This is a genomic window from Ensifer sp. ENS02 (genome assembly GCF_014851885.1).
Lineage (GTDB): Bacteria > Pseudomonadota > Alphaproteobacteria > Rhizobiales > Rhizobiaceae > Ensifer > Ensifer adhaerens.
This window is the reverse complement of the sequence record NZ_JACVAO010000029.1, coordinates 15,484-33,500: the sequence shown is the minus strand read 5'-3', so window position 1 is coordinate 33,500 and position 18,017 is coordinate 15,484. Positions and strand designations below refer to the sequence as shown.

Sequence of the window (18,017 nt, the reverse complement as noted above, 5' to 3'; positions counted from 1 at the left end):
TACCCGCATACTCTCCGCATTAGGGCCGCCGCAAGTTTTGCACCGGAGAGTCTCTTATGCCCTTCCGGCTTTCGGGGCTCGACGTGTGCACAGGCACTATTTCGTCTCCGACTCACACCGCCCGACCGAATCGCCGCCTTAGACGCCGCTATGGTCGATTCTGCGCTGACCGTTAACCGTCCAGCACTACCACTGAGAAGGGCCGTCAAACTTGTTCGTAAAATCATTGCACAATGCCACCCATGGCATACGAAAATTTGCAGAAACTTGTTCCGTTCTTTTGCCGCCGTTCGTTGAGTGAAAAGTGATCTATGCCACCTTTAGGCGCAACAACCGCTCTTGATGGAGGCAAGGATGCTCACGGATTTCGTGGCCGGAACCGATCAGACTGTCCGAAGGAACACTGCCGCGCTTATTCAGTCGTCCGATGAGTGTTTCCGGGCGGCACAGGCGGCCGGCCTGATCGGGGTCTCCGCATACCCAAATCGGGGGCGGGGCATTGAACTCCAATCAGCAAACGATGCAGGCCGTAACATCGTGGATTTTGTTCGATGCTCGTATCTCGGGCTGGACAACCACCCGCGGATAGTCGCCGGAGCAATCGAAGCGCTCGAACAATATGGAAACCTGCACTGGTCATGCGCGAGAACACGCCTCAATTTCAAGATCGCATTCGATCTTGAAGACGCTCTGTCAAAGCTATTTTCCGCTCGGGTTATCGTTTATACGACTGTCCTCGCTGCAAACATGGGCGCCTTGCCGCTTCTTGCCTCCGGCCATCTGACCAACGGAGAGAAACCCGTTGTCGTGTTCGACAAATTCGCGCACGCGACTCTGGCGTTTCATAAGGCGACGGTCGCTCTTGAGACAGAAGTCCTGACGATAGCGCACAACGACATCGAAGCACTCGAGCGCGTGTGTCGAACGGGCAAAAAGGTCGCCTATGTCTGCGATGGCGTCTATTCCATGGGCGGCGCAGCGCCAATCCGAAACCTCCAAGAGCTGCAGAGCAGATATGGCATGTTCCTCTACATCGATGACGCGCATGGCATTTCGATCTTTGGCGATAAAGGACAAGGCTTTGCCCGCTCCCAGCTTGAGGGCCCGCTTGGGGACAGCACAATTATCGCGGCTTCGCTCGGAAAGGGGTTCGGCGCATCCGGCGGTTTGCTGATGCTCGGAACGGAGCGGCAAGAGGAGCTTTTTCGCAGATACGCGATCGCTCATGCGCCCTTCGGATCCGCTCCTTCGGAACGGCCGGGATCATGATCAAAGGCGTTGGCTGCGCCAACTCGCACTTCTGTTAGTGGATCGGCACGCCGATCTGAAGGAACCTGATGCTGTTCAATCCAAACAACATCAGACAGGGACAACCGTAAATGAAGAAGCCCTCCTCCAGGATCCGCGAAGAAATCGCCAAGCTTCAGGAACAGCTGAAGCACGCCGAGACGCGTGAAGCCGAACGGATCGGTCGCATCGCACTCAAGGCCGGACTCGGTGAAATCGAGATCGAGGAGGCGGATCTTCAGAAGGCCTTCGAGGATATGGCCAAACACTTTCGCGGAGGCAAAGTCGGATCGAACGGAAAGGGGCGGGCAGGGGTCGGCGTCGCGGCCACGACGGAAAGTGCGACGGTCTCGGCTGGCGCGCCTTCGGGGAGCGGTCACGAGGCTTGAGCGCATGCGCCACACTACGACTTCAAAGGCGCGCAAAAAGGACACGCGCGACAAGATCGAACTTGGCGACCTGATCGTCAAAGCAGGTCTGCGATACGAGAAGCGCGCGCTTATCCTGGGCGCGCTCATCGAACTCGCTCGCCGCCTCAAATACGATGAAGGCGAGCGAACCAGGCTGATCGCTATCGGTGCGGAGGCCTTCAGCAATGACGGCGACTAGGACCCTGTTGGTCGTCGCACCGGTCGCACTCATGGTGACCGCCATCTTTGTCACGACCGGAATGGAGACTTGGCTTCAAGGCTTCGGAAACACGGAAGCGGCAAAGGTCGCTCTTGGTCGCGTTGGAATTTCTGCGCCGTATATTGCAGCGTCGGCGGTGGGTGTCGTCTTCCTATTCGCGTCTGCTGGGTCGGCAAGTGTCCGCTTTTCCGGCTGGGGTGTCGTTGCCGGGAGCGGTGCAACAATCCTGATCGCTGCGTTGCGTGAAGCGGTACGTCTTGCCGCGTTTGCGGGGAAGATGCCGGCAGGCAAGAACCTGGCGGCCTCTCTTGACCCCGCAACAGTGCTCGGCGCTGCGATCGCGCTGATGGCGGCGTCTTTCGCTTTGAGGGTCGTGTTGATCGGCAACGCCGCTTTTGCGCGTCCAGAACCGAAGCGTGTCAACGGAAGACGGGCACTTCATGGAGAAGCGGACTGGATGAAGCTCGCATCGGCCGCAGGGCTTTTTCCCGAATCCGGAGGAATCGTTGTCGGAGAGCTTTACCGGGTCGATAAGGATAGCACTGCAGCACAGCCGTTTCGCGCGGATAGTCCCGACACCTGGGGTGGCGGTGGCAAATCGCCGCTCCTTTGCTTCGACGGGTCATTCGGCTCCTCACACGGGATCGTATTCGCCGGATCCGGCGGCTTCAAGACGACGTCAGTGACGATCCCGACGGCACTCAAATGGGGTGGCTCGGTAGTCATCCTTGATCCGTCGAAAGAAGTAGCGCCAATGGTCTCGAAGCATAGGCGAGACGCCGACCGGGACGTCTTCGTCCTCGATCCAATGGCCCCGGAGACGGGATTCAACGCGTTGGATTGGGTCGGTCGGTTTGGTGGAACGAAGGAAGAGGATATTGCGTCGGTCGCTTCGTGGATCATGAGCGAAAGCGGTGGTGTACGTGGCGTGCGCGATGACTTCTTTCGCGCGTCAGCGCTACAGTTGTTGACGGCTCTGATCGCCGATGTGTGCCTGTCGGGACGCACTGACAAAGCGGACCAAACTTTGCGTCAGGTACGCAAGAACCTCTCCGAACCGGAGCCGAAGCTTCGCGAGCGGTTGCAAAGAATCTATGACAATTCGGTTTCCGACTTCGTGAAGGAGAACGTTGCGGCCTTCGTGAACATGACGCCGGAGACTTTTTCGGGCGTCTATGCAAACGCGGTTAGGGAAACGCATTGGCTGTCCTACTCAAACTACGCCGCACTTGTATCCGGCTCGACGTTCTCAACCGGAGAGATTGCCACCGGACACGCGGACGTTTTCATCAACGTGGATCTGAAAACATTGGAAGGCCACTCCGGTCTTGCCCGTGTCATCATCGGCGCGTTGCTCAACGCGATCTACAATCGCAATGGGGAGATGAACGGTCGCACCTTGTTCCTTCTCGACGAGGTGTCCCGGCTCGGTTACATGCGCGTTCTTGAAACGGCAAGGGACGCCGGTCGCAAGTACGGTATCACGCTCACGATGATCTATCAGTCGATTGGTCAGATGCGAGAAGCTTATGGCGGGCGCGACGCGGCAAGCAAGTGGTTCGAAAGTGTAAGCTGGATCAGTTTCGCTGCCATCAACGATCCTGAAACCGCCGACTACATTTCCCGGCGATGCGGAATGACGACTGTCGAGATCGATCAGGTGAGCCGCAGTTTCCAGTCACGGGGATCCTCGCGGACACGTTCGAAGCAACTCGCGGCAAGACCATTGATCCAGCCGCACGAAGTGCTGCAAATGCGGGCCGACGAGCAGATCGTATTTACTGCTGGCAATCCGCCGCTTCGCTGCGGCCGAGCGATTTGGTTTCGCCGTGCAGACATGAAAAGTTGCGTAGAGGAAAACAGATTCGAAAAAATGAAATAGGAAGCAAGCATGAATTTTCTCAAAGGCTCGTTGGCCATCGCGGGCACGCTGCTCTTGTATGGCTGGGCCGGCAGTCTCGCATGCCGCGGCGCGTGACAGCCTTTCGGCACAGTTTTCGATCTGCTCCAGCGCCCCGCGCGTCAATTGCGTCGTAGATGGGGACACCTTCTGGTTTCGCGGTCAAAAAATCCGCATCGCCGACATCGACACACCGGAGCTCAGTCCGCCGCGTTGCGTGCGCGAAGCAGAGCTCGGTGAAGCCGCAAAGTACCGTCTGCTCGTGCTCCTAAATGCCGGGGAATTTTCGCTCACCAGCGGCTTGCGCGATGCAGATCGCAACGGCCGGAAGCTGCGGACAGTGCTGCGCAACGGATCATCGCTCGGCGAAATCATGATATCCGAGGGCCTGGCGCGCAGCTGGGAGGGACAGCGTCGGAGCTGGTGCGACTGACGCAGCCGAAGGCGATGAGACCTGTCGCGGCTTTCGCCCCGCCACTCTTGAGGCAATGAGCGTATCAGGCAGAGGACGCATCCTGCGTCCGGCGCCAATTCGCGCGCCGCTTGACCGGTTAAGAGGGTCGCCGCAGGAGGGTTAGCATAGCGCCGCCGCCAGGCGGAACCCGGGACCGACTATCCCCGGCAAGCGGCTCCATTTGAAGCCACCTTTACGAAACATCACCCTCGTGAATCGATTGGCAGCGATCGATTCATATAAGTCGTTGGAGGTGCAACTGCCCGATCGACGATGCTCGAGCCATGGGGCGTATGGGCCCGCGCGGACAAGAGCGGGTGACGACAACGAATGAAATCGCCGACAAGATCGCAACCAACCATGGCCTCACCAAAGTGCAAAGCAAGGCGATCGTCGAAGCAGTTTTCTCTGCGATCACGACTGCCGCGGAATCGCCGAGACTTCCATTCCGGGCTTCGGCAAGTTCAAGGTGAAGGATACGCCTGAACGCGAGGCACGCAATCCGGCCACGGGAGCGACGATCAAGGTCGCGGCAGCCAAAAAGCTCACTTTCGCGCCCGCCAAGGCGTTGAAAGATGCCTTGAACCAATGAGCTTTGTTCGCGTGCGCGATCGGGCGCGTCGCGAAAACTCTCTTTGCATGCGCAGGCTGCCATGGCGGCCTTCGCATGCAAAGAGACCGAGTCCGGCGGACTCGATTCCATCTTCGATCCATAGCCGCTGGCAAGACACTGAATGGGAAATGCCGGCTTAGAAAGGCGGCTCAGGTACAGCTCTGTCTTCCTGCTCCGCCGTGATGATTGCCAATTCGGCTTGCGCCAGTTCCAGCTCAATTTTGATCTCGCGCCGTTCACTGTCGCTGATGGTCCCGGTCAGTTTAGCCCGCAGTTCTTCGATCTGGATTTCGAGAGAATGGGTCATCTTCGTTTCCCTGACGTTTATGACCGACAGTCCCGAGAAGGGGATGGCTGAGTCAGGGATCGCAACAGCGACCGGCAGAGCCGGCGAGTGGGGGAGCCGATTTCCGGGGCAGCAATCAGGCTGCGGGAGGAAATTGGGGGCACCGCTCGTCCTTGAGGCCTGCATGCCCGCTTGGTACAATCGGATATTCTGAGCAGCTTTTCCGCAAGCCGTATGGCACCAAGAAAGCCGGACCGGGCTCGATGCCGGGTCCGGCTTCGTCTTCGTCTTCTCGACACAAGAAGAGGCCTCACCGGCGCGCGAAGCCACCCGCGCCTGTTGCTCCTACACCGACCGCGGCAAACTGAGCTCAAGCCAAAGTTCCGGCTAGGTTCGCCAATTGATGTCGCGCGGAGTGAACATCGTCGGCGAATTCCTTCAAATTCATGGCGATACGGGCTATGTCGTCATTGAAGCTGAGGGGATTTTTCCTGATACGCGGACGACATCCTTTACGCGCTTCGCCAAATTCCTGGAAGCACGGAAATTCGGTTGGGTGGAAGAGATAGCTGGGTGGCCATGGCTATTCGTTCGATCCGGGATACAACAAATCGATGTCGATTGTAGGTCATCGAGACGCATTAAGACGTGTTTGAGACATCTGACAAACTGCGCAAGAGCAAATCCCAACATCGGGTAGGTACGGCGGTTGGCGCGCCTTTGCAGATATTCGGACTGCACAAAACCGGCCCGAGAAATTTGCAACTGATGAAATCCCGCTTCCGGTACCAAGACCGCCAAGACGGAGCATGTTTTCCTGCATTGCTGGGGGCCCCGCCGGCGGCGAGGCCCCTGGAAACCTCAGTCCCTGCTCGGGCGGGACCAGATGAGCTGGAGTCCGTCTTCGCCTTCCACTTCAGCGAGCGTTGCGTAGATCGGGGCAGGGAAGCTCGGATCGTCAAGCTTGACCGACAGGTAGTCGCGGCCCTGCTCGGAGGTCTTCTGCCAGGCGGCGCCGAGTTCAACGCTGCCGGCGTAGACGCGGAACTGCGGGCCCTTGTCGGAAGGGTTCTCGACCCGGGCGATGCGCGCCTTGACGTTGAGCGCGAGGGTGCGAATGGAGCCGGTGAAGCCGTTCTCGGTGGAGGTGAAGGTGCCGATGGTTGCCATTGTCGTATTCCTTTTCTTGTGTATCGGGCCGCGCCCATCGCGGCCTCGATGGCTGTCGCAAAGACCGGTGACGATCGGACCGCACCCAGCCGGGGTCCCCATCGCGCTCGCGCGTTGGGGTGGCGATTAGGCCGCAATAAAATGGAGGGCGGCAAGTCGCAGATTTGTTAGTGGGAGAGGAGGAGACCGAGCTGGGGTCCTCGCTCGACTTGTCGAGTGGGGTAGGTTGGCTCCGGGGTAAGAAATCTGAGGCTGCCGTTGCGGCAAGACGATAGAGGCGAAGCCGGTCTCCGGTCAGACATGCCTCATCGAGCCCGCAGATGGGTTGCCGGAAACTCTGACGTGAAGGGATATGGCAAAGGCGTGTCGCAGCGCTCGCCGGTGCACAAACGGCACCCGTCGCCTTGACCCACCATGGCCTTTGTCAACCCGCATCAATCGGGGCATCCGCTTCCGCCTCAATGTGCCCGTTTGCCCGACATACCCGGTGGGATATCGTTGCTCTCGCTTGTCGCAGCCTGGAGGATCAATGCGTCAGCAGATCAAGCCGTTCATGTCGAACGCAAACCGTCCCGCAAACCCAAACCCGATGCCGAGAGACCAATCGATCTGGGGAAGGCTGGACGCTGACATCATCGCACAAGGTCTCAAGGAGCCGTTGGATACGGATCAGGCGACCGCCACCGGTGGTGACGGCCGGGCTCAAGCATGAACATCATGCCGCTGCCTTCACTTCCGCCTCTGGCTGCAACGAATGCAGGAAGCTGACGGCGCGCTGCGCGTGAGCCGCCGCCTGGAAAATCGCCCGTTTGTCGTTGGCCACTGCGCCCTCCGCTGCCATTCTGAGCGCGTGGGACTGGACCTCCATGTCGGCCGCGAACTCCCGCTTGCGTTGGGCGGCGCTGTCATAGCCAACCGGGCCATCGAGGTCCTCGTCCGCGGGCATCGTTGGACGCCTTGGCGGTGGCGTCGCGCGGCTCGGTCACGGCGCGGGAGTAGAACTGTCCGGCGCCGTGCGCCGATCCGACAAAGGTCCCGACGATGCGCTGCAGATGGATCTGCATGGCCTTTTAGCCCAGGCCTTCGGAGAGGCACTCGGAAGTGTGGATGATCAACCGTTCATGAAGGCTGCAGATGCCATCGCTGTCGACGACTGCTGTGCCGAAGCTTTCGGCGATCTTCAATGCCTGGGTGGCGTGGGGGCAGGAAAGGCGGACCATTTCGAGGGTGGTGCCGCGGCGAGGTTGCGATGACCTGGTGTTGGCAATCCGGTTCGGGCCCGATATCAGTTCCAGACCGAGAGAAGGCGACATGGCCAAGCGCGGCATGCCGACCGAAACCGGGCAAGTGTAGCACTGGCGCCGTCGTCTCAGGTCCGCCTATTCCCGCCTGTACCTCACAGCCGCATGATCGCGATACTCAAGCTCGCCGATAACCTGCTTGCCTGTTTGCAACGGCGTCGAGTTCCCGCCATCATTCGAAGGTCAGGCAGATGGCGAGAGACGGGGATTGGATCGGCGCCTTTCCGGCTCCGGACCTTCACAGTCGTCGCCTGTCTTTCGGCAGGCGCCGCAATCTGCCGGGTCAGGGCAATCGAGATGCCGCTGCGCGTCATCGTCGCAAGCGTCCGACGGACAGCGACAGCACTCACGAGACAGGTAAAGGCGCTGGATGCCGTGACTATTTCCAGCACCAGATCACCAATGCGGGCAACGGCCAAAACATCCGCGCTGCTGGAAAACTCCACCCCCGTGGGTGAAGCGATGTTCGATTGAATGGCGGAGGGTCATGCTGCAGCCCTCTTATCGATGGCATGATCATTCTTCTCGTCGGCTGGTAGAACTGCATCCAGTGGATCGCCATCGACCGCGTCGTCGTGATCCTCTTCGGCGGGATCGTGCCCATCGCCGACGCCACATTCTGAGGTCCCGCGCCGATGATATCGGTCGCAGCGCCGGCGCGGACCCAGCCCAGCAGCTCGTCGGCTGGCGGCGCGAAGCGGCCCAACGCATGGACGAAGTGCTCGTTTGCGAAATGCTCGACGAGCGCCGCACGGGTTTCACGTACCTTCGGCCGGGGCTGGACGGACGCCTCCGCGCAAGAGCCTTCCAGCGCCTGGCGCGACAGGCATAACAAGAACTCCTCCGAACCCATGTTCGGCAGAAATTCGTCGGGAGGCTCAATGAGCCGCAAAGGGATAGAGCTCGTGGATGACCTCAAGGTCATCGCCAGCGTCGATCTCGTCAGAGGGAAGGACGCCGTATTCGCCGTCGACTTCGAAGACGGTGACCGGGACCATCAGGTCGCGGGAAAGCTGGAACGCGTGGGCCTGTGCAAGAGAAAGGTCGTGCGACATATAGAAGGCTCCATCTCAGGAGCGGGCCAATTCCCGATCGACGGCGTCCTGGCTCAGGGCCGGATCTCTTCGTCTGCCGGTCATTTCATGCTGCGCTTCAGATCGGAAATCTGGATCATAGCGGTCGTCTTTCGACCGCGAAATTGCAGGATTCACCAATGGAGCAAACGACGCCAGGAAGCAGCGCGCATTCCTGATTTCGGCCCGCGTGGCTTAATGTACTGTTCGATGGTCATTGTTGGCTCCCGGCGTTGGAAGAGGGCCCCGCCTGGCGGCGGGGCCTGCTGCTTGTTAGTCCCGGTTCGGGCGCGACCAGATCAGCTGGTAGCCATCTTCACCTTCGCCCCCCCGCAAGTGTCGCGTAGATCGGAGCAGGAAAGCTGGGATCATCGAGTTTCACCGAGAGGTAATCTTTACCCGTCTGCTCGGAGCTCTTCTGCCAGGCCGCCCCGAACTCGACGTTGCCGGCATAGATGCGGAAGTGGGGGCCCTTGTCGGAGGGAGATTCGATCCGGGCGATGCGAGCCTTGACGTTGAGGGCCAGGGTGCGGATCGAGCCGTTGAAGCCATTTTCAGTGGAGGTGAAAGTGCCGATGGTTGCCATGTCGAAGTTCCTTTCTGTTGTTTCGGGCCGCGCCCTTCGCGGCCTCGATGGCTGTCGATAGGACCGGGGACGATCGGACCGCACCCATTGGGCCGCAATGAAATGGAGGACGGCAAGGGACACCTTTGTTGGTTGGCGGGGAATGGCGGCCTGAGCCGCCAGGGGCAAGAAAAGTGCGCCTGCCGTTGCGGGCGGACGATCGAGGCGTCAGCCGTTTTCCGGTCAGACACGCCCCATCGAGCCCGCGTAGGGAGCGGCCCGAGGCACGGAAGAAACATCTTCATGGCAATGAAGCAGGCCAACACTGATCAAAACGTTCGGCGGTCGTCCACTGCCGGCGAATGGCGCCGGAACCGACTTTCGCCGTTACTGTCTCCATCCTCGATCAAGGCACAGCTGCCAATCCCGTCGCGCGAATTCGTTTGATCACGACCCGCCCAGTGGAGGAGACATGCGCCAGCAGACAAGACCGTTCATCGTTGAAATCAAGCCGTCCAGAAAACCGCGGAACAAGGCGCAAAAGGCGTCGATCTGGGAAAAAATGGACCTGCGCGTGACCGACGAGCCCATTGCAGCCAATTCGGCAGAACAGGGCCCGTCCGCGGCGACCGATGTCGTCGCTCAACGTCAGAGCGAGCGCCCTTCGTTGCCTGATGGATGCCCATGGGCGCTTGTCCCAAACCAACGTTTCTGCACATCCAGCGCTCGACCGACCAGGCAAACTGTCCAGGTCGACGCGAGCGTCCTTCGCGGTGGGCAGGGGAGTTTGAGGGGCGGGGCTTTGGGGCGCCCCTCAAGGCACGCGATCGCCTCGCGTCCAGATGGATACCGGACGCGAGGAAATCGATCGGCCGCGAGAAGGTCAGCGGCGCAGCAACGCGGCCATTCTCTCACCAATGAGCCAAAGAGCCTTGTTGAGCTTGATGTCCTGATCGATGCCGTTGATCGGTCGTGACGTCGACCGGCGCGCTCTGCCGAATTCATCACGCCTTACAGCACGCAATCCACCTTTAACGCTGTTCTCCTGAACGACATTCCACACGGTCCAAAGATCTTCTGCCCGGTCCTCGATGCGGCGTGGTACCAGCAATTGCTCCGGTTTGATCGGGTTCGTCACCGACCCTTCCGCGTCGCCAAAACGAACGAGATGTGCAGCCTCGGCCAGGACTTCCCTTGCCTCACGCCCCACTCTTAAGCCCGACCAGTCCTGCGGCGCCGCCAGAGTGCGCTCCGCCTCCCCAAGGACGCGATAGGTGCCCTCGATCACCTTGCCTTGAACATCGCCGGAGTGTCGGACTTTGATCGCGTCGATCGTTCCCGTTTGCGCAACGAGCGAGTTGAGGCAGCACACGCGGAAAAGCCCTGCGAGCAATTCGTATGCACTCGTTCCGTCATTTGCATTCTTGAGAAGGATTTCGCAGACGGTATCGCCGACGTGATAGATATTGCCATCATCGAGACGGCGAAGCCGGATGAGGTGCTTTGTAAAATTCGCCTTTCCTTCGGTGCGGCTAACCGATTGGCGCGCTCCGACCGGCATGAACCCCTCCTTTGCAAGAGCGCGCAAAATCTCGATTGTCGGGATCGGCTTGAAGCGCTCGGAGCGGCTCTCGTGCGCTGAGGTGGCAAATATCGAAGGTGCAAAGCCACGCATCTCGTCCTCGGTGAGAGCTCGACCGGTGTCAAATCGGGCAGTTTTGGCGTAAATGCTCATTGTCATTTCTCCTTTTCCCTTGGACCGCGAAGCAGGGCCGCGTCCTGCTTCCCGGGGCCGCGCGAGCGGTGGGGACGGAGGGGAAAACAGTCTTTGCGGGGAACCGCCTGCACGAAAGCGCAAGCGAAGGAAGGTGGGCGAAAGACTGTTTAGGGGAGAGAAGGGGCAAAGACCCTCGGCCCCCTCGACCGATCGGGGTCGATCTTTCAACCAACAATGAAGCGTATCGGAGCTTTCAGCATAGCGCCGCTTCAGCGGAAAAGCGGGAATTCGCGTCACGCGAAGGGCGGGAAAAGGGCCGCCGCAGGAGCTTTAACATAGTGGCCCGAAGGGAAAGCGGGACCGACTTCCCCCGACCGTCGCGTTCCACCAATCAGGCACGTGAAACCCTCGCGTTGGCAGCGCACTCTCGAGCATTCACGCGTGCGGGCAAAATGCTTCCTTTGACGCGCGTTGCTGAAACTCGGGGACAATAGCTGCGTCCGACCAAGCACGGACGAACGTCGGAGAAGGCTAGGACTGGAAACCGTTCGAGAGTGAAAACGCTCCCGAGACTTCGTTGCATTTAGTCCAGGGGGTGAGGTTCGGCGGGGAAGATCGTCTCTCCCGATCCGGCAATCACATGCACAGACACAGACACAGGCACAGGCTGTAGGAAGCTTGCGTTGATAATTCCTGTCGCATTGCCGACACTGATTCGGGTGACAGGGGGACAACGCAACGGTGATTGCCCTGCAACTGACGGCGTCGAGCTTAACAAATGTGTGCGCAATTTCAGCCGCCGGGAGCGTTGCGTTTGGGAAAAACACACGCGATTCCAACGAGTAGCGCGGGTTTGGTCACCGAGTCGTCACAATCGACGTTAAAGCTTTGTTAACCCTATAATTCTGGACGGTTCCGGAGAATCGTGTTCTATCTCTTGGCGGATAATGGCCGTCAAACCGGTCTTTGACCGCCAAGAGGGAAAAATGGCGATAGCTCAACGCGCAGAAAATGACGTTCAACTCAAGGAAGACGCAGCCGCAAAGATCTTGCGGCACGCCGGTCTTTTGTCGAACCAGCTGCAGCAACTGCGGACACGGATGTACCCGCCGAGGTCGGAAAAGGCCTTGAGGTCGTTTCTCACGAACGAAGTCTCGAAGCTGACGTCCATACCGGATTCGACGCTGAAGCTGATGTCATCGGAAGGGCGCGGGCCGACGCCGGGCCGCCTTGAGAACAACCATCGCGTCTACACGCTCGCACAAATCAACGAACTGCGAGAGCTGTTTGCCAAGCAGAAGCCTGCGGAAGCACTCCGCTTCCTGCCTCGCCGCCGACCGGGTGAGCACCTCCAGGTGCTGGCGATCGCGAACTTCAAGGGCGGCAGTGCCAAGACCACCACGTGTGTTCATCTGGCGCATTACCTTGCCCTCCATGGTTATCGCGTCCTCACACTCGATCTTGACCCCCAGGCATCGCTGTCTGCAATGTTCGGTGCGCAGCCGGAAATCGATGTCGGTGCGAACGAAACGATCTACGCAGCGCTTCGCTACGATGACGCCGAGCGGCGACCGATCAAGGACATCATTCGCAAAACCTATTTCGATGGCGTCGATCTTGTTCCGGGCAACCTTGAAGTCATGGAATACGAGCACGAAACGCCTCGTGTTCTGGCAAACAAGTCGAGCTCTGGCGCGATCTTTTTCGAGCGCCTGAAGCTTGCCTTGGCAGACGTCGAGCAGGACTACGACGTCGTCATCCTGGACACCCCGCCCTCCCTTGGCTTCCTGACCTTAAGCGCGATCTATGCGGCAACCAGTATGGTCATCACGGTCCATCCTGCGATGCTGGACGTGGCATCCATGAGCCAGTTCTTGCTGATGATGGGCGATCTGATCAGCGTCTTGAACGAAAGCGGCGCCCAGCTCGATCAGGATTTCATCCGATATCTCGTGACGAGGCATGACCCGAACGATGCGCCGCAATCGCAGGTCGTTGCGATGTTGCGACATATGTTCGGGACAGACGTCCTCTTGCCGACCGCCATCGAAAGCACGGCCGTCGAAGCCGCGGGCCTCGCCAAGCGCTCGATTTACGAGCTCGAAATGGGCCAGATTGGTCGTGACACCCATAAGCGCGCCCGTGAAGCCGTCGACTCGGTCAACGAGGCGATTATCCGCCTTATCAACGATAGCTGGGGGCGGACATGAGTAAGTCATCTCGCAAGTCAATTGTCGCGAGCTTCGGTCTGCTGTCGCAAGAACTGGAGAACAAGCTCGCGGACGATCCGCAACCTGCGCCACCAGCCCCGTCGCCGCGCGTCGGGGCTGGCGTTGTCGGCGCAGCGCACCGCGCGATCGATGACATCAGGGCTGAGCGGGACCGTTTGAAGGCAATCGTCGAAGCCGGCGGCGGAACGGTCCTTGAGCTCGATCCCGCGCTGATTGATCCTTCCCCCTACCCGGACCGATTGTCGGATGATGACGGCAGCGATTTCGAGACGTTCAAACGCTCGATCGAGGCCGAGGGCCAAAAGGTCCCCATCCAGGTTCGGCAGCATCCCTCGTCTGCAGGGCGCTACCAGATTGTCTACGGTCACCGGCGTTGGCGTGCTGCCAAGGAACTTCTTCGGAACGTTCGCGCGCTTGAGGTCGACATCTCCGATCTCGATCTCGTCGTCGCACAAGGCATCGAGAACGCGAGCCGGCAAGATCTGACCTGGATTGAGCGCACATTGTTTGCATCGCGGATGGATGACGCCGGCATCAAAGCCCGCAACATCTATGCGGCACTGTCGATTGCGGACGCAGAACTTGCTCGAATGCGCGGCGTTTATCGAACGATCCCGGCAGACGTGATCGAAGCGATTGGACGTGCCCCCAAAGTGGGTCGGCCGCGCTGGATAGAGTTTGCAAGAACGATAGCAAGCGATCCTGGATCGCTTGAGGTGGTGCGGAAGGTGCTCTCGCATGCACGTGAAGGCGGCTCCCTATCGGATCAACGCTTCCAGCGTGCTTTCGAGGCAATAAAGCCCTCGAGCCCTGCGCGGGAGGACAGAAGTGAACTTTTGGACCATGCAGGATCGAAGCTCGGCTCTTGGAAAATTTCGGCCAGGGAGCTTCGGATTTCTGCAGATGGCCCGCTCGGTCAGGACTTCGTGAAGTTCGTCGGCGACGAATTGCCGGCTCTCATCGAACGCTTCTCGCGTGAGCGTCAAAGCTAGACGTTATAGACAAGCTGTCAGCTGGTCTATTCGACAAGGAAAATACGGGAAGGAATACCGCAAAAGAAAAAGGCCCCCTTAACGTTGCCGTCGTGGAAGCCTCTCTCATATCTGGACAATCTGAGAATCGCATTTCCACGAATCCCAGTCAAGAGTTTTTGGCACCGAATTGGGTGAGCGGACATCTTTTGCCTTCTGAAGGGTGAAGGAAGATGCAAAGTGGAAGTGTGACGACGCCTTTTGGGCGGCGGCCGATGACGCTTGCGCTGTTAAAGCGACAAAAAGCGTCCATCGAGATCCGGCCGAACAAATCGGCCGACAAATGGAAAGTGTTCCGGGATGCCTGTGAAGGCAGGGCGCATCTTGGACTACAGGACCGTGCTCTTGCCGTCCTTGACGCGCTTTTGAGCTTCTATCCTGAGACTTATCTCCGGCAGGGAGATTCTCTCATCGTTTTTCCTTCGAATGCCCAACTGTCGGTGCGTGCGCACGGTATTGCCGGCGCGACGCTGCGGCGGCACTTGGCAGCGCTTGTTGATGCCGGACTGATCAATCGCAAAGACAGTGCAAACGGGAAGCGCTACGCCCGCAAGGACAGGGCTGGCGATGTTCAGGATGCTTTCGGTTTCGATCTTTCCCCACTTCTCGCCCGATCGGAGGAACTTGCACAGCTGGCGCAGCAGGTGGCGGCCGAGCACGCCTTGCTTCGGAAAACCAAAGAAGCGCTCACGATCCGTAGACGCGACGCCCGCAAGCTCATCTCTGCAGCAATTGAAGAAGGTGCGAGCGGCGATTGGAGAAAGATCGAAGGTATTTATGAGGCTCTCGTTGCCCGGATACCGCGATCCCCAACCATCCACGACCTGAGACCGATCCTCGACGAGATGGAACTGCTTTGCTCGGAGATCGTCAATCAGTTGGATATTTTGGATAATTCGGAAAGTTTGAGCAGCAATGATGCTCAAAATGAGCGCCACATACAGAATTCACATACCGAATCCTTATATGAACTTGAACCTGGCTCTGGACAGCAGCTGGAGGCAAAATCCGAACCAGCAAAGCGGTTGGTGAACGAGCCGATCAAGGCTTTCCCGCTCAGCATGGTGATGCGAGCCTGCCCCGAGATCGCTCTGTACGCCCAGGATGGAGCCGTATCGAGCTGGCGTGACCTGATGTCCGCCGCCATTGTGGTGCGTTCGATGTTGGGAATAAGCCCGAACGCCTACCAGGACGCTTGCGAGGCAATGGGGCCTGAAAATGCTGCGGTTGCGGTCGCTTGCATCCTTGAGCGGGCAGGGCACATCAATTCGGCGGGAGGGTACCTGCGCGACCTGACGACAAAGGCACGGCGCGGCGAATTCTCTCTCGGACCGATGCTGATGGCTTTGTTGAGAGCAAATGGAGGCTCGGAGCGGCGCGTAGGATAAACCCCAGGCTACCATCTGTCTCGCTGTAGATCGAAACCGGTCCGCGAAACGAGGCTGATCTCTCCCGAAATGGAAACGCACCTGATGACGAGAAACGGCTTCTCCCTCGGTTGGTGGGCCGATCTCAAAAACGGTGGCAATTCCAATCTGGTGAGATCAGTGTCTGTGACTTAGATAGCTCGTTCGGCCATTGGAGATGGTGAGGTTCACGCTCAATGGACGGCTGTTCGGCCTAAGGTGGAAAGCTTGGCTTCATTGGTCATTCGCCCCGCCTTCTCGTTCACTGAGCTGGCTCTCGATCTCATGCGTCTAGAAAATCTGGTTCCCAGACCGAAAGTATCCGCTGAACTGAAACCCGGTCACGCTTCTTCAATTGACGGTGCTCCTGTGGCCAGCGACCGGGACAATGAGGTGTCGCCACGTTGAGAGATGGGTGGAGGCGTGAGCCGGCTTAGATACGGGCAACCGTGACGGGGTTTTCTGGGCCTGTTCTCCTCGCAGATCGTTCTTTGGCCGACGTGAAGCACTCCATGACGGTGCCGTCTGTGATTGATGTTGTGAATGAAGCGGGCTCCGGTTGAGCGGGTTGATCAAACTGCCCGACGAGAAACCCTGACAGCTGTCAGGGTTTTTGAATGGCGAGCCTCACCAACCATAACGAAGGAGCCGCGGACCTCGTGACTCAGATAGCAAGCACGGGGTCGACCAACTTAATGCGCTTCCCTGCCCGGTTTGCCGCGAGATTTCCATCAAACCCTGACAGCTGTCAGGGTTTTGGGTTTCACGGTTCCATGGTTTGAACTGGTCGCTAGAGCCTAGTTGTGACGCCGTCACTAGTGAAAGTCCCTGCGCGATGTGCAGCCTCTTGCCGAAAAACATTGAGCGTCGGCGGAAATGCGAACGGTAGTCGGCCTCCCTTAGTCCGAACAGCAGCCCACCGCTGAGATCGTGACCGCTTATTGGATTTCTTTCGGGATGAGGACCGGGAAACAGCTGCGTGAGTGCACAGATTCCAAGGCATTGGAACACGCAGGTGATGAGGACGCGTATCATGGCGCCGCGCAGCTTCTCGAAAGGCTACCTGCAACTATCGCTGCCTACTTGCATCGTGGTGATGACACCGGAAAACGAAAAGGTCCGCTCGGGCATTATGTGATCGCGCACCCAATCAACGCTCATGGCAGGAAGTGCACCCCACGCTTCCAGCTCAATGAGCTTTTGACTGCTGACCCCACTCGCTAAGAAGATTGGCATCGACCTCGCATGCGACGCCCTTTGGGTCATAGGTGATTTTGACCGTGCCATTGAGCTCGGCCGCCAACAGGCTCTCAATGAGCCGGGATCCAAAACCTCTGCGGGTCGGTGGGGGCACCGGGGGGCTCCGACGATCACGCCATAGGGGTCATAGATAAGTGAGGCGCTGAGGAGGACATCGACGCTTCGACCGTGCCTGTGGAGCCTTGCCGTTTCGTAGAGCTCGACATTCACGCCGGCGCTGAGTTGGCGCAAGAATGCAAGCTCTCGCCCTGGCGGTCTTCCGGAACCAATACCAGGAGCGATCGGCCTATGACCTCGTCACCCGTATATCCGTAGAGCCGTTCAGCGCAGTGTTTCAACGCGTGATTTTCATGCCAAGGTCGATGCCAAGGATGGCATCGTTGGACGAAGCGATGATCGCGGCCAGGTGACGCTCGACGTCCTGCGCGCGCTTGCGTTCGGTAATGTCGAAGATGATGGCGGTCGCTGACTGGAAACCGCCATCGTTGTCGCGACGCGCTCGAAACCGAGCTCGCCACCCAGAGCAACGTTAGATCTTTTCGCAGAAGGCGGCTCCCATCTCAAAACTCTGGCCGCGTTCAGCCATCGTTTTTTAAAGAGCCGGTCCGCCTCGGCGATGTCTCAGGCAACACAGATATCCAGCATTCCCATCGATAACAGCTCGCTTTCCCTATAGCCGAGGATCTCGCAGAAGCGGTTGTTGACCGGGAGAAAGCAGCCCGTGAGGTCTGTCTGGACGATCCCCCGCGGCGGACTGCGAAAAAATCGCCCTCAGTCGCTCTTCGCTCGCCTGCAATGCACTCTCGAATTTCACCCGGTCCGTTGTGTCGTTGACGATGCAAAGAACCCGCGTCGCGGACGGGCGAATAGGAGATGTCGAACTGGACTGTTTCCGGGTAGCCGTGGCCTTCGATGTAGACGGGGCGGTCCTTCGCCAAGACCGTCGATCCGCCGTTGAGGACCCTTCGAACCAGGGTCTCCCGATCGTTCCAGAGTTCGCCCCAGTTTTTCTCGGGCAGGACGTCCAAATGCGTGAGGGTGCTTATCACTGATGGTAGGTGCATAGGCTTCATTGTAAAGGCGACGAATTCTT

At 58.9% G+C, this 18,017-nt stretch carries 14 protein-coding genes and 7 pseudogenes; 12 read left to right on the top strand and 9 right to left on the bottom strand.

Annotated elements, in window-relative coordinates:
* Positions 1–342: 342 nt before the first annotated feature.
* The 6 genes and pseudogenes from IB262_RS33775 to IB262_RS33750 form a co-directional block, all read left to right on the top strand.
* A pseudogene (locus IB262_RS33775) lies at positions 343–1,230 on the top strand (aminotransferase class I/II-fold pyridoxal phosphate-dependent enzyme); the annotation flags it as partial.
* A gap of 149 nt (positions 1,231–1,379) precedes the next feature.
* Positions 1,380–1,676, top strand: coding sequence for a conjugal transfer protein TraC (gene traC / locus IB262_RS33770; protein ID WP_112975488.1), 297 nt, complete (start codon positions 1,380–1,382; stop codon positions 1,674–1,676).
* A 4-nt stretch (positions 1,677–1,680) separates the two neighbouring features.
* Positions 1,681–1,896, top strand: coding sequence for a type IV conjugative transfer system coupling protein TraD (locus IB262_RS33765; protein WP_112975487.1), 216 nt, complete (start codon positions 1,681–1,683; stop codon positions 1,894–1,896).
* On the top strand, positions 1,883–3,799 hold the full coding sequence (traG, locus tag IB262_RS33760) for a Ti-type conjugative transfer system protein TraG (RefSeq protein ID WP_192494484.1): 1,917 nt from the start codon (positions 1,883–1,885) through the stop codon (positions 3,797–3,799). Before IB262_RS33765 ends, traG begins: the two co-directional genes overlap by 14 nt.
* Before the next feature lie 58 nt (positions 3,800–3,857).
* Positions 3,858–4,250, top strand: coding sequence for a thermonuclease family protein (locus IB262_RS33755; RefSeq protein ID WP_192494483.1), 393 nt, complete (start codon positions 3,858–3,860; stop codon positions 4,248–4,250).
* Positions 4,251–4,588: 338 nt separating this feature from the next.
* A pseudogene (locus IB262_RS33750) lies at positions 4,589–4,863 on the top strand (HU family DNA-binding protein).
* Between the two features lie 157 nt (positions 4,864–5,020).
* Here the strand turns inward: IB262_RS33750 and IB262_RS33745 are convergent.
* Positions 5,021–5,191 carry a hypothetical protein gene (locus IB262_RS33745; RefSeq protein ID WP_192494482.1) on the bottom strand — a complete coding sequence of 57 codons (171 nt, stop codon included), beginning with the start codon at positions 5,189–5,191 and terminating at the stop codon, positions 5,021–5,023.
* Between the two features lie 840 nt (positions 5,192–6,031).
* Positions 6,032–6,340, bottom strand: coding sequence for a DUF736 domain-containing protein (locus IB262_RS33740; RefSeq protein WP_029742943.1), 309 nt, complete (start codon positions 6,338–6,340; stop codon positions 6,032–6,034).
* A gap of 529 nt (positions 6,341–6,869) precedes the next feature.
* On the opposite strand from IB262_RS33740, the gene IB262_RS33735 reads away from it, so the two are divergent.
* Positions 6,870–7,052, top strand: coding sequence for a hypothetical protein (locus IB262_RS33735; RefSeq protein ID WP_246802820.1), 183 nt, complete (start codon positions 6,870–6,872; stop codon positions 7,050–7,052).
* Positions 7,053–7,055: 3 nt separating this feature from the next.
* Here IB262_RS33735 and IB262_RS36805 read toward each other — a convergent pair.
* Positions 7,056–7,160, bottom strand: a pseudogene (locus IB262_RS36805) (antirestriction protein ArdC); the annotation flags it as partial.
* A pseudogene (locus tag IB262_RS33730) lies at positions 7,158–7,560 on the bottom strand (hypothetical protein); the annotation flags it as partial. The pseudogenes IB262_RS33730 and IB262_RS36805, both read right to left, overlap by 3 nt.
* A gap of 378 nt (positions 7,561–7,938) precedes the next feature.
* On the opposite strand from IB262_RS33730, the gene IB262_RS36800 reads away from it, so the two are divergent.
* A complete protein-coding gene (locus IB262_RS36800; protein ID WP_192494481.1) occupies positions 7,939–8,115 on the top strand; it encodes a hypothetical protein in 177 nt (58 codons plus the stop codon).
* Between the two features lie 11 nt (positions 8,116–8,126).
* Here the strand turns inward: IB262_RS36800 and IB262_RS36795 are convergent.
* The 4 genes and pseudogenes from IB262_RS36795 to IB262_RS33705 all read right to left on the bottom strand — a co-directional run.
* Positions 8,127–8,512: pseudogene (locus IB262_RS36795) on the bottom strand (plasmid partitioning protein); the annotation flags it as partial.
* A 7-nt stretch (positions 8,513–8,519) separates the two neighbouring features.
* Positions 8,520–8,696 (bottom strand): hypothetical protein, encoded by a 177-nt coding sequence (locus tag IB262_RS33715; RefSeq protein ID WP_029742947.1) that lies wholly within the window; start codon positions 8,694–8,696, stop codon positions 8,520–8,522.
* 291 nt (positions 8,697–8,987) lie between these two features.
* Positions 8,988–9,300, bottom strand: a pseudogene (locus IB262_RS33710) (DUF736 domain-containing protein).
* Positions 9,301–10,162: 862 nt separating this feature from the next.
* Positions 10,163–11,014, bottom strand: a complete 852-nt coding sequence (locus IB262_RS33705) for a DUF932 domain-containing protein (protein ID WP_112975480.1) — start codon at positions 11,012–11,014, stop codon at positions 10,163–10,165.
* 929 nt (positions 11,015–11,943) lie between these two features.
* On the opposite strand from IB262_RS33705, the gene repA reads away from it, so the two are divergent.
* The 4 genes and pseudogenes from repA to IB262_RS36255 form a co-directional block, all read left to right on the top strand.
* Entirely contained in the window at positions 11,944–13,206 is a 1,263-nt protein-coding gene (gene repA, locus IB262_RS33700) for a plasmid partitioning protein RepA (protein WP_089045425.1), read from the top strand.
* On the top strand, positions 13,203–14,219 hold the full coding sequence (repB, locus tag IB262_RS33695; protein WP_192358390.1) for a plasmid partitioning protein RepB: 1,017 nt from the start codon (positions 13,203–13,205) through the stop codon (positions 14,217–14,219). The genes repA and repB overlap by 4 nt, the downstream gene beginning before the upstream one ends.
* 212 nt (positions 14,220–14,431) lie before the next feature.
* Positions 14,432–15,646, top strand: a complete 1,215-nt coding sequence (gene repC / locus IB262_RS33690) for a plasmid replication protein RepC (protein WP_192494480.1) — start codon at positions 14,432–14,434, stop codon at positions 15,644–15,646.
* A gap of 1,051 nt (positions 15,647–16,697) precedes the next feature.
* Positions 16,698–16,787: pseudogene (locus tag IB262_RS36255) on the top strand (Ku protein); the annotation flags it as partial.
* A gap of 758 nt (positions 16,788–17,545) precedes the next feature.
* Here IB262_RS36255 and IB262_RS36250 read toward each other — a convergent pair.
* Positions 17,546–17,665 (bottom strand): PAS domain S-box protein, encoded by a 120-nt coding sequence (locus tag IB262_RS36250; RefSeq protein WP_112975522.1) that lies wholly within the window; start codon positions 17,663–17,665, stop codon positions 17,546–17,548.
* Positions 17,666–18,017 lie beyond the last annotated feature (352 nt).